Source organism: Phytoactinopolyspora endophytica (assembly GCF_004138495.1).
Classification (GTDB): Bacteria; Actinomycetota; Actinomycetes; order Jiangellales; family Jiangellaceae; genus Phytoactinopolyspora; species Phytoactinopolyspora endophytica.
Genome location: NZ_ML142860.1, coordinates 42,417 through 53,583, shown reverse-complemented (window position 1 = coordinate 53,583; position 11,167 = coordinate 42,417). Strand labels below are relative to the sequence as shown.

11 protein-coding genes and 1 tRNA gene are annotated in these 11,167 nt (G+C 67.2%); 4 read left to right on the top strand and 8 right to left on the bottom strand.

Features of this window, described 5'->3' with window-relative positions:
* The 3 genes from ELR45_RS38625 to ELR45_RS21495 all read left to right on the top strand — a co-directional run.
* On the top strand, positions 1-385 hold a 385-nt coding region (locus ELR45_RS38625; protein WP_205857000.1), incomplete at its 5' end, for an ABC transporter permease.
* On the top strand, positions 382-1,416 hold the full coding sequence (locus tag ELR45_RS21500) for an ABC transporter ATP-binding protein (RefSeq protein ID WP_129668185.1): 1,035 nt from the start codon (positions 382-384) through the stop codon (positions 1,414-1,416). The genes ELR45_RS38625 and ELR45_RS21500, both read left to right, overlap by 4 nt.
* Positions 1,413-2,525: an ABC transporter ATP-binding protein gene (locus ELR45_RS21495; protein ID WP_240760002.1), complete on the top strand. Its 1,113-nt coding sequence runs from the start codon at positions 1,413-1,415 to the stop codon at positions 2,523-2,525. The genes ELR45_RS21500 and ELR45_RS21495 overlap by 4 nt, the downstream gene beginning before the upstream one ends.
* A gap of 28 nt (positions 2,526-2,553) precedes the next feature.
* On the opposite strand, the gene ELR45_RS21490 is transcribed toward ELR45_RS21495, so the two are convergent.
* Entirely contained in the window at positions 2,554-3,534 is a 981-nt protein-coding gene (locus tag ELR45_RS21490) for a helix-turn-helix transcriptional regulator (protein ID WP_420813925.1), read from the bottom strand.
* A 134-nt stretch (positions 3,535-3,668) separates the two neighbouring features.
* Between ELR45_RS21490 and ELR45_RS21485 the strand changes: the two genes are divergently transcribed.
* On the top strand, positions 3,669-5,054 hold the full coding sequence (locus tag ELR45_RS21485) for an FAD-binding oxidoreductase (RefSeq protein WP_129668183.1): 1,386 nt from the start codon (positions 3,669-3,671) through the stop codon (positions 5,052-5,054).
* Positions 5,055-5,145: 91 nt separating this feature from the next.
* Here the strand turns inward: ELR45_RS21485 and ELR45_RS21480 are convergent, their stop codons facing one another.
* The 7 genes from ELR45_RS21480 to ELR45_RS21445 all read right to left on the bottom strand — a co-directional run bounded on the left by ELR45_RS21480 (position 5,146) and on the right by ELR45_RS21445 (position 11,038).
* Entirely contained in the window at positions 5,146-5,532 is a 387-nt protein-coding gene (locus tag ELR45_RS21480; RefSeq protein ID WP_129668182.1) for a VOC family protein, read from the bottom strand.
* 917 nt (positions 5,533-6,449) lie between these two features.
* Entirely contained in the window at positions 6,450-7,235 is a 786-nt protein-coding gene (locus tag ELR45_RS21470; RefSeq protein WP_129668180.1) for a group I intron-associated PD-(D/E)XK endonuclease, read from the bottom strand.
* Positions 7,236-7,347: 112 nt separating this feature from the next.
* A tRNA-Pro gene (locus ELR45_RS21465) sits at positions 7,348-7,421 on the bottom strand.
* Between the two features lie 147 nt (positions 7,422-7,568).
* Complete coding sequence (locus tag ELR45_RS21460) at positions 7,569-8,351, bottom strand: ABC transporter permease (RefSeq protein WP_240760000.1); 783 nt, start codon at positions 8,349-8,351, stop codon at positions 7,569-7,571.
* A gap of 14 nt (positions 8,352-8,365) precedes the next feature.
* Positions 8,366-9,322 (bottom strand): ABC transporter ATP-binding protein, encoded by a 957-nt coding sequence (locus ELR45_RS21455; protein WP_129668178.1) that lies wholly within the window; start codon positions 9,320-9,322, stop codon positions 8,366-8,368.
* 79 nt (positions 9,323-9,401) lie between these two features.
* The gene (locus ELR45_RS21450) at positions 9,402-10,157 is read right to left on the bottom strand and encodes a hypothetical protein (RefSeq protein WP_129668177.1); all 756 of its coding nucleotides are present in this window, start codon (positions 10,155-10,157) and stop codon (positions 9,402-9,404) included.
* Positions 10,154-11,038, bottom strand: a complete 885-nt coding sequence (locus ELR45_RS21445) for an ATP-binding cassette domain-containing protein (RefSeq protein ID WP_129668176.1) — start codon at positions 11,036-11,038, stop codon at positions 10,154-10,156. The genes ELR45_RS21450 and ELR45_RS21445 overlap by 4 nt, the downstream gene beginning before the upstream one ends.
* Positions 11,039-11,167 lie beyond the last annotated feature (129 nt).

The window sequence follows — 11,167 nt, the reverse complement described above, 5'->3', positions numbered from 1 at the left end:
GTTCAGCATCCCCGCTGTGGCGCGCGTCGCGCGATCGGCGACGCTGCGCGTGACGAGCATGCCCTTCGTGCAGGCCGCCGAGCTCAGCGGCAGCCCGTGGTGGCGCATCCTGCTGCGCCATATCGCGCCCAACATCACGCCGCAGATGCTGAACTTCGCGTTGCTCGGCATGGGCATCGTGATCGTCACGGAGGGCGCGCTGAGTTTTCTCGGTCTCGGTGTGCCGGCCCCCGATCCGAGCTGGGGGAACATGATCTTCGAGGGGCAGCAGTCGTTGTCGGCCACGCCGCTGCTCGTGCTGTGGCCCAGCCTCGCACTGCTGGTGACGGTGCTGGCCTTCAACCTGTTGGGCGAGAACGTTCGAGACGAGATGAGCGGTCGATGACGATACTCGGGAAGACGACGATCGACGCCCCGTCCGTCGCGGCGGGCGAGCCGGAGACCGTCCTCACGGTCGAGGACCTGCGTGTCACGTTCTCGCGAGGAGGCCGCCTCGTCCATGCCGTGAACGGGCTCTCCTACCGCGTCCGCACGGGTCGCATACTCGCCATCATCGGCGAGTCCGGCTCGGGCAAGTCGGTGAGCGTGCGCGCGCTCATGGGTCTGCTGCCACCGAGCGCCTTCGTGACGGGCTCGGCCAAGCTCGGTGACACCGAGCTGATAGGGCGAGACGAGAGGTCGATGCGCCGGATTCGAGGCGACCACGTCGCGATGGTGTTCCAGGATCCGGCGCGGTCCCTCAACCCCACGATGAGCGCGGGCGCGCAGGTCGTCGAGGCGATCCGCACGCACCGGAAGACGACTCGCAAGGAGGCCGCGGACCGGGCCGTCGAGCTGCTGAAGCTCGTGCGGCTGCCCGCGCCGGAGCGCCGGTTCCACGAATACCCGCACCAGCTGTCGGGCGGCATGCGGCAGCGCGTGTTGATCGCGATCGCGCTTGCGGCCGATCCGGAGGTCCTCATCGCCGACGAAGCGACCACCGCGCTCGACGTGACGACGCAGGCGCAGATCATGGAGCTCCTCGTCGACCTGCAGGAGCGGCTGGGCACCGCCATCATCATGATCAGTCACGACATCGGCCTCGCCGCGAGCTACGCACACGAGGTGCTCGTGATGTACGCGGGCCGGGCTGTCGAGCACGCCGAGACGACGACGCTGTTCGGCAACGTGCGGATGCCGTACACCCAGGCACTGCTCGGCGCCATCCCGCAGCTCACGACGCCGGCGCACGCGCTGCTCGCGGTGGTCGGGGGCCAGCCGCCAGACCTCAGTGCGCTCGGAGAAGGCTGCGCGTTCCGCGAGCGGTGCCCTCGTGCGACTGAGGAATGCGCCGTCCAACCCTCGCTCGAGATGCACGAGCCAGGACATCGTTACGCATGTTGGAATCCGACCGGCATGGGCAGGGAGGAATCGTGACCGAGATCCGGGAGGGAACGGGCACGGCGACGGCCGGCGGTCTCGGGGGCGAGGACTCCACCGCGCCGTTGTTACAGGTACGCAACCTCGTGCAGGAGTACACGACGCGTGGACCGGGCGGCGTGAAGACTGGTGTCGTCCACGCTGTCTCGGACGTCTCGTTCGACCTCACGTCCGGGGAGACGCTCGGCGTCGTCGGCGAGACGGGGTCGGGCAAGTCGACGCTCGCGCGCGCGATCATCCAGGTGGAGCGTCCGAAGTCGGGGACGGTGCGGTTTCAGGGACGCGAGCTGAACGGGATGAAGAAGCGCGACATCACGGCTGTGCGCGCCAACATGCAGATGGTGTACCAGGATCCGTTCGGGTCGCTGAACCCGCGGTGGCGCATCGAGGACGTCGTGGCCGAGCCGCTGCTCGGACACACCGACATGACGCGCCAGCAGCGCAGCGAACGAGTCGGTGAGTTGCTCGATCTGGTCGGGCTCAACCCCGGTACCTATCGCCGGGGACGGCCGATGGAGCTGTCAGGCGGTCAGGCCCAGCGGGTGGCGATCGCCCGCGCGATCGCGCTCAACCCGGCACTCGTCATCTGCGACGAGGCGATATCGTCGCTGGACGTGCTCATCCAGGCGCAGGTGCTCAACCTCTTCGAGAAGCTGCGCGCCGAGCTCGGGCTGGCGTACCTGTTCATCGCGCACGATCTGGCGACCGTCAAGCAGGTCAGCGACCGTGTCGCCGTCATGCACCTCGGGCAGCTGGCCGAGATCGGTCCGGCCGAGGAGCTGTACGACTCACCCCGTCACCCGTATACGCGGGCACTGCTCGATTCGGTGCCCGTGCTCGACCTGGAGACAGGGGTCGCACGCCGGCCCGTGCCGCTGTCCGGCGAGCCGCCGTCGCCGCTACATCCGCCGAGCGGTTGCCGGTTCCGCACGCGGTGCCCGCGGGCCGAGGCGAGGTGCGCGGAGGTCGAGCCGAAGCTCACCGATGCGGGGAACGGTCACCAGGTCGCGTGCCATTTCCCGTTGGACAGCACGTCCGCTGCTTCCGCCGGGTCGCTGCGCGACGCCTGGCGAGGTCCGCGCCCCGAGGCCATGCCGACGATCTGACACTTAGGCCGTCGCAGCGTGCCCGGGCTCAGCCGCCCTGGTCCCCGGCACGCGTGGCCGCGATCAGCCGATGCCCCACGGATCGCAGGTACTCGAGCACGTCGGACGGACCCTCGACGGAGAAATCGGCGTCCAGCGCGACCAGCCGCTGCGCGAGGATCTCGGGCCGGTCAGCGCCGAGTCGCACGGTGCAGGTGCCGTCACCATTCGGCTCGACCCGCTCTGTCACCAGCGCACGCAGGCGCGACGTCACGGCCTCGGCCGGCGCCGCGACGACTACGTCGAGGGTGTAGCGGTACGGTGCCTTCGCGATGGTGAGTGCCACATACGCCGCTGCACTTTCCGCCGGCAGCTCCCGGGGGTCGAACCGTCTCCCGGTGAGCGTTGCGTCGTTGATCCGGTCGACCCGGAAGGTGCGCCAATCGTCGCGGTGCAGGTCGTACGCGAGCAGATACCACCGGTCGTAGGACATGACCAGGCTGTACGGTTCGACACGTCTCGCAGCGTCGGCACCGTCGCCGCGGCGCTGATGGCGGAAGGTGAGCACGTCGTTGTCCCGGCACGCCGTCGCGACCACTCCCAGCACGTCAGGGTCGGCCCGGGGGCCGTCGGGACGCTGCGCCGAGACGATCGCGTCGCCCACCGTGGCCACCTGCGCTCGCAGCCGCGCCGGGAGGACCTGTTCCAGCTTGACCAGGGCCCGGACCGCCGTCTCCTCGATCCCGTTCACCCCCGCCGCGGCAGTCTTCAGGGCGACGGCGATGGCGACCGCCTCGTCATCGTCGAGGAGAAGCGGCGGAACACGGGTGCCGGACTCCAGACGGTAGCCGCCGACCGTCCCGGTCGTCCCTTGGACGGGGTAGCCGAGCTCGCGCAGACGCGCGACATCGCGGCGGATGGTGCGCTCCGTCACGCCGAGCCGCTCGGCCAGCTCGCCGCCTGACCATTCACGCCGGCTCTGCATGAGCGACAGCATCTGCAGCATGCGGGCAGGCATGTTCCTCATCACACCCACTCTGGCATACCTTGCGGACAAGTTATGTCCTCAACGCCGTCTACGGTCGTCACTATGCCCGGCAACGGGTCCAACCGCGGACTCCCCCGGGCACACCCGGCACCCATCGATCAGAAGGAGCTTCTCTCATGGACGACACGGACATCCGCACACTGTTCGGCGCCGAGGGTCCGGACGGATCGAGCGGGATCGACGATCTGGCACGCATGCTCCAGGGTCCCGTCCTCACTCCTGGCCAGGACGGTTACGACGACGAGCGCAGCGGCTTCAGCCTTGCCGCCCAGCACCGGCCCGACATCATCGTCGGTGCCGCCGGCCCGGCCGACGTGCAGGCCGCCGTCGCCTATGCGCGTCGCAATGGCCTTCCCGTCGCCGTGCAGGCGACAGGTCACGGCGCGCCGGAGCCCGCCACCGCAGGCATGCTGATCACCACCGGCCGTATGGCCGGTGTGGAGGTCAAGCCGGAGGCCGGCAGCGCCTGGATCGAGGCCGGCGTACGGTGGCAGCAGGTGATCGAGGCCGCTGCGCCGTTCGGCCTGGCGCCGATCAGCGGTTCCTCTCCACATGTCGGCGCGGTCTCGTACACGCTTGGAGGCGGAATTGGGCTGCTCGGCCGCACGTTCGGTTACGCCGCCGACTACGTGCGCCGCATCGACGTCGTTACCGCCGACGGCCGGTTGCGGCACGTAACCGAAGAGTCCGAGCCAGACCTGTTCTGGGCCCTGCGCGGCGGACGAAGCAACTTCGGCGTTGTGACCGGTATGGAGATCGAGCTGGTCCAGGTTTCGCGGATCTTCGGCGGAGGGCTGTACTTCGACGCCGACGACGTCCCGGACGTGCTGCGGGTCTGGCGGGACTGGACCACCACAGTGCCGGACGAGATGACGTCGTCGGTCGCGGTCATTCCCGGCCGCAACGTCGTACAGGTTCGCATCGCTTATGTGGGTGACATGGCCGACGGAGAACGGCTGATCGCACCACTACGCGACGCAGGGCCGCGGTTGATCGATATGGTCACGGAGATGTCATACACGGAGTCGGAGTCGATCTGCAACGATCCGACCGACCCTCAGGCAAGCACGATGGTGAACGCCATGCTGAGCGACTTGGACGACGCGCCCATCGCCGCCCTGCGCGATGTCAGCCGAGGGGACGCCACGGTGCCCTGCATCCTCGACATACGTCACCTTGGTGGGGCGTTGAGCCGGCCACCGGCCGTTCCGAACGCCGTCGGGCACCGCGACGCTCAGTACCTCGTCGGCGTCATCACACCGCTCACCGGCACGGACGTGAAGGTCGCACGCGATGTCCACGGGCATGTGCTGAAGCTTCTGCAGCCGTGGACTGTGGGCCGCTATGTCAACTTCCTGGCCGGAGAGCACGCAACGCGGGATGAGATCCGGGCGGCATACGAACCGACGGACTATCAGCGCCTTTCCGTTCTCAAGGGTGTGTACGACCCGTCCAACCTCTTCCGGCTGAACCACAACATTCCGCCCGCTCTCGACTCGTAAGGCCAGGGATTCCGGCAGTGCGTTGGGAGCATCTATGACGTCACCTCGGGGCCCCGGTCTCGGTGGACGGGCGCCCCGACGGCCGCCTCGTTCAGGACATCAGGCAGAACTCGTTGCCTTCCGGGTCGGTCATGACGATCCACCCCTGCTCATCCCGCGACACGACGGAGGCGCCGAGGTCGAGGAGGCGTCTCAGTTCCGCCTCCGCATCGTCGGCCGCGAGGTCGAGGTGTACGCGGTTCTTAACCACCTTCGACTCCGGAACGAGGTTGCACCACACACGGGGACCGTCACCCGACACCGGCTCGACCAGCACGGAGGGATCATCTTCCGGGTCATCGATGCCGATGCTCCGCAGGCGTGCCAGCTCCTCGTCGTCGTACGGCGCGACGCGGTAACCATCCAGTGCCGCGGCCCAGAAGCGGGCTAGCGACGCCGGGCTCCGGCAATCGAACACCACGTCACGCAGGCGCGCCATGGAGATTATCGTGCCAGAAGGCGCCGCATGATCTCGTCCCGTTTTCACGGCGTGGGCCGGGGCGCGTCGTCGTAGGCACGGTCCGCCTCCGACCTCTCACCTTGATCGGCTTCCGCTGACGAAGGACCGCTCAGCAGGCTCGACGCATCCCCGACCGGACAATCAACACGGGGCTCGGTGCCGGAGTCCTCCCACGGAATCCGCGCGCTCCCGGGAAATAGAAACAGCCCACCGTCTTGGGCGACGATGAAGTAGAGATCAGGGCCACCGCCCTCGGACGGCGCGGCGCCGACGGTTTCATCCGAGCGCTCCCGATGTTCGGCCTCAACAGGCCATGAGCACGTGACGTCGCGCTTGATAGCGCTCCTGACCTGCACTCGTTGGCGACCGCCTGACGTCGCGACGAGTAGGTCGTCGGATTGGCTTCGACGGATCGCCGACGACGCGACGGACATGCCTCGAAGGGTGAACCATGTGACCGCTATCGTCCGGGCGGCCTTCCCCAATGCCGCCGGATCCGGCGCCACGGCGAACATCTCAATGGTCGACGGTCGGTCGCCCGAGGACGGTGACAAGTGAGAGACATCAAGGCCCAGCCGCGCCGCATGGCGTTTCACGGTTGACCGATACTCACCGTGGTCTGTGACCCCGAGCCGCTCCAGCGCCTCGGCCCACGAACTCGCCTCCTGAACCGCCTGCCTGAGCTGAACGTCAGACCATCGGCGCTGCCCCCTGAAATGCGATGTATCGAGGCCCAGTTCGGCCGCGCGCTGTCGCGCGCATTTGAGTGAGCCTGCCGCCGTCACAGTGATGCCGAGTGCCCGCATCACGCCACGCCACGAATGCGCGGACGCGACCGCATCGCGCAGCTGTTCATCGGTCCAGCGTCTGTGTCCGGAGCCTGCCGTACTCATCGATCACGCCGCCTGAGCGAAGAGGCTGGCAGCCGTTCCTACCTTGTATTCCGGATAGTTGTCGACCACGATTCCCAGCCGGCCTGCCACGACAACGCTCGGGATGAGGTAGATCTCCCCTGCCCCGTTGATCACCAGAAAGTAGTCGAGCAGCTCCGGATCGTACGGCGCCTTGCGTGCAGTCTTGTCCAGGGAATACGGACGCCGGCCGATGCCGACCTGCCACCGTCCGTTCGACGAACGCTGTGTGGTGCTCTTCACCTGAACGCGCTTGATGCCGTCAGGAAAGGTCACGAGCAAGTCGTATTCACAAGCCTCAGCGGGGATTGCGACGGGCATCCCACGCACGGCAAACCACGCGATCGCGATCGGCTCGGCCGCCGCTCGAAGGCGTAAGAGATCCACAGGCTCCGAGAGCATCCCCGCCAGGTCGATAGAGTCCCCCTGCCGCACGCTCAGGTGCGAGAGATCCAGGCCGAGTCGGGTGGCCTGCCCCTTCACGCGGGTTCTCGCCTCACTTGTGTCGCTGACGCCTAGACGGCGCAATACGTCCGCCCACGACGCTGCCTCTGCCATGGCCCTTTGCAGGTCGCGGTCGGACCATTGCCGCTTGCCACGAAAATGCGACGTGTCCAGGCCCATGCGCCGTGTATGGCGTCGGATCGCGCCGGTCGAGCTTGACGCGAGCCCGAGCGTTCGAGCCACCTCTCCCCAGTTGGCGGCTGAAGCCACCGCTTCGCGGAGCTGTTCATCAGTCCAGCTGCGAATGTTTCTGTTTGTGGGCTCCATGCGATGGACTCTAGCGGGAGGCACCGACAAGATCCGCTTACTGGAGGTCACCGGCCGGTTGGCAACAAAAAGCCTCGCTGACACAGGTTTCGTGTCAGCGAGGCGAAATACGTCGGGCTGGCCAGATTTGAACTGGCAACCTTCCGGCCCCCAGCCGGACGCGCTACCAAATTACGCCACAGCCCGCGGTCCGATTCATCGTCGGAACCATCGAGAACTCTACACCAGTCCAGACCGTTTCGCCCAAGCGGCTTGGGCACGAGCGTCTGCAACGTTTCGGCCCGTAGCTCTGCAACCGGAACCAACTGACGGTTCTCGCCCCTGCCAACCTCATCACTCCCAGCGGAAGAGTCTGGCGGCGGCGACGCTCCCGACGACGGCCCAGCCGGCCAGCACGAGAAGGTGCAGCGCACTCGGCCAGTCGCCGTGGACCCAGGCGTCCGACATCGCCTCGGTCGCGGCCCCCAGCGGCGTGAAGTCGGCCACCGCTCGAAGCCCGTCGGGCATCGCGTCACCCGGTGTCCACACGCCGGCGAAGAACAGCATCGGGAAGTACACCACCATGCCGAGCGCGTTCGCGACCCTCGCGTTCTTGGCCACCGCGGCCACGACAAGGCCAAGGAGGAAACATGCCACGGCACTGAGCACGAACGCCACCACCAGCCCCGGCATGTTGCCCGGCCACCGAACGTCGAAGATGACCGTGGCGGAGAACAGCGCCAGCACGGAGCCACCCGTCGTCAGCCCGGTGTGCACGATCAGCTGGGCACCGAGCAGGGACGACGGCGACGCCGGCGTGGTAGCCAGCCGCCGGAGAACGCCGTTCTCGCGATACTGGGCGAGGTAACCCGGGAGCATGGAGAACGCGGCCGTGGCTATCGCCAGGCCGATCACCACCGGCCCGTAGACGTCCAGCGGCCGCAGCCCGCCGAATGCCTCCTCCGGGTCGCGGAACCCCGGCTGGGCCGCACCCAGGACGATGAACAGCGCAGCGGGAAAGAGCAGGGCGAATATGATTGCTACGACGTCGCGGACGACGATCTTCAGCTCGACCGTCGTCAGTCTGCCCAGCGTGGCCAGCCGGGTGTCGGTGCCGCGTGGGCGAGCAGGGCTCATCGTGGACATGGTGATCACCTCAAGCTCTTCTGGTGTGGCGCCCCGGCCGGCTCGACCGCCGTGTCGAACTCCAACGCTTTGCCGGTCAGCATGACGAAGGCGTCCTCCAGGTTGGCCTGCTCCACACGCATGTCAATGGGCACGATCTGGGCACTGCTCAGCGCGTTCACCACCAGGGGAACGAGGTTGCCGGTGCCGGACACCACCACGTGGTCGCCTTCCCTGCTGACACTGCTCACCTCCGGCACGGCCGCCAGCAGCTCACCGTCGGGCTCGGCCGACGGGCGGAACCGCACCCGCTGCTCGCCGCCCGCGCGGTCCACCAGGCCTGCCGGCGTGTCGACGGCGGCGACACGCCCCTCATCGATCAGGGCCAGCCGGTCGCACAACCGCTCCGCCTCGTCCATGAAATGCGTGACGAGCACGATCGTCACGCCGCGATCCCGCACGCTCTCGACTAAGGTCCAGGTGTCGCGCCGCGCCTGCGGGTCGAGGCCGGTGGTCAGCTCGTCGAGCACGGCGATCTCCGGGTTACCGATCAGGGCCAGCGCAATCGAGAGCCGCTGTTTCTGCCCGCCGGACAGTTTCTTGTAGTAAGTGTTGCGTTTGCCGGCCAGGCCGAGCAGCTCAAGCAGCTCGTCGCCGTCGGCGGGTTCCGGATAGAACGACGCATACAGCTCCATCGCCTCGCGGACCTTCAGCTTCTCCTGCAGCGCGCCCTCCTGCAGCTGCACACCCAGGCGCTGAGTCAGCGCCGTCCGGTCCCGCGCGGGCTCCATGCCCAGAACGGAGACCGAGCCGGCGTCGGGCCGTCGTAGTCCTTCGACGCATTCGACCGTCGTGGTCTTGCCCGCGCCGTTCGGCCCGAGAATCCCGAAGATCTCACCCTTCTCGACCGTGAACGAGACATCTTCCACGGCGACCGTCTCGCCGTACCGCTTATGGAGGTTCTGAACCTCGATGACGTCCATGGGTTTTCCTTTCTGCTTCTCACTCCCGGTCGACGCGCCGGTCGTCGGCTAGGGTCCGGCCGGGCACGGGCCAAAGGCGCTAAGGCTTGATCGCTTGTCGCCGGATGAACAGGTAATGGCCCCATAGCGTCACGGCGATGATCCCGAGACATGCGGGAATCACCAACGGCAACGGCTGCCGTTCCCAGCCGAAACCATCGATGGCCACGTTCCCGAAGTACGAGGCCGAAAGCAGTAGCTCAACCGCTAATATCGGCGCCACGGTGAACGGCAGGAGGGCGGTCCCGATCAACCCGCCGAAGCGGTAGTAGGTCGCGCCGATCAGCAGCCCAGCGGCCATATGTACGCCGGTCAGAATCGAGTACTCGCCGAAGACCGCCAGCACGTCACCGGAGTCACTGAACAGATGCGGCGCATTCAACGTCGGCACCTCGTCGAACCATCCGAAGACGGCACGCTCGATCTGGTGCCCGAGCGTGCCTGCGACGGCGAACCCCACGGAGCTTGCGAACACCATCAGCGCCGCGCCGACCGAGAACTCACGACGAGTCAGACCGAGGGAGACGTAGTTCGGCATCAGGCCGGCTCCCACGATGACAGACATGGCCAGCGGGAAGTACCGCATCGGCTGCAGGCTGTCCTCCCACACGCTCCGCCAGGACCCGTCTTCGAAGCCCCCCACTCCGGCTTGGATGATTCCGAGGGCGAAGAAGACAACCACGACGATCGGCAGGAACCACAGACCTCCGACGCGGGCCATCAGCAACCCCAGCTGGCGCCCGCACCGCAGTCCGCGTCGCCAGGTCCGAGGTGCCGTATTCACGAACGCACTCATGCCGGCCCTCTTTCGTCGTCGCGGGTGAGGTGAACGAACAGGTCCTGCAGGCCGACAGGACCCAGTTCGAGCCCGGCCGCGCGAGCCCGGGCCCGCGTGTCATCGGAGATCTCGCCGAAGACCGTCGTCGATTTCGTCCCGCCCAGCTGCTGCTGCCCGAGGACGGTCAACCCCTCGGTGACCTTGTCCACCAGATGGGCGGGCCCGGTCACGGCGGCGCCGGACATGAGCAGCGTCTCGGTCTCCTCGTGCGAGATCAGCCGGCCCCGGTCGAGAATCAGCACCTCCTCGAACAGCCGTCCGATCTCTTCGATGAGATGACTGGAGAGAATCACCGTCCGTGGCTGCTCCATGTAGTCCCGCAGCAGCTCGTCGTAGAACATGTAGCGCGAGGGCACATCGAGACCCAGGTAAGACTCGTCGAAGATCGTCAGCGGGGCCCGGGAGGCCAGGCCGATGGTGATGCCGAGCGCCGACTGCTGGCCACGGGAGAGCTTCGACACCGTCTTCTTCCGCGGCAGCTGGAACATCTCGCTCAGCCGGGCCGCATACTGCGCATCCCACCGTGGCCGGAACGCCGCTGCGTCGTCGAGGAGGTCCTTCACCGTCGAGCCCTCGACGGCGATCCCGCTCTCGCGGATCAGACAGACCTGCTCGGTGACAGCACCGTTCTCGAACGGCTCGGCCCCGCCGACGAGCACCTTCCCTTCCCGGACCGGCCGGAACGCGGCCAGCAGGGACAGCAGCGTGGTCTTGCCCGAGCCGTTACGTCCCAGCAGCCCGTAGATCTTGCCGCCCTCCAGGCTGAACGAGACGTCGTCGAGAGCGACGACATCTCCGAAACGCACCGTGACGTTCCGGAGGTCTATTCCCAGAGTCATCGCCCGTCACCTCCAAAAAGTTCCTCGTCGTGGCCCGGTTCGCCGGCCCGGACTCGGGTCACGATGTCCTCCAGCGAGACGCCGAGGACCCGCGCCTCACTCACCATGGGGTCGACGACCTCGGCGAAG

What these genes read in the sequence shown, in the direction of transcription:
- ELR45_RS21485 (WP_129668183.1), top strand. Translation starts at nt 3,669, where the DNA reads ATGGACGACACGGACATCCGCACACTGTTCGGCGCCGAGGGTCCGGAC.
- ELR45_RS21470 (WP_129668180.1), bottom strand. Translation starts at nt 7,235, where the DNA reads ATGGAGCCCACAAACAGAAACATTCGCAGCTGGACTGATGAACAGCTC.
- ELR45_RS21445 (WP_129668176.1), bottom strand. Translation starts at nt 11,038, where the DNA reads ATGACTCTGGGAATAGACCTCCGGAACGTCACGGTGCGTTTCGGAGAT.
- ELR45_RS21460 (WP_240760000.1), bottom strand. Translation starts at nt 8,351, where the DNA reads ATGAGCCCTGCTCGCCCACGCGGCACCGACACCCGGCTGGCCACGCTG.
- ELR45_RS21480 (WP_129668182.1), bottom strand. Translation starts at nt 5,532, where the DNA reads ATGGCGCGCCTGCGTGACGTGGTGTTCGATTGCCGGAGCCCGGCGTCG.
- ELR45_RS21500 (WP_129668185.1), top strand. Translation starts at nt 382, where the DNA reads ATGACGATACTCGGGAAGACGACGATCGACGCCCCGTCCGTCGCGGCG.
- ELR45_RS21450 (WP_129668177.1), bottom strand. Translation starts at nt 10,157, where the DNA reads ATGAGTGCGTTCGTGAATACGGCACCTCGGACCTGGCGACGCGGACTG.
- ELR45_RS21455 (WP_129668178.1), bottom strand. Translation starts at nt 9,322, where the DNA reads ATGGACGTCATCGAGGTTCAGAACCTCCATAAGCGGTACGGCGAGACG.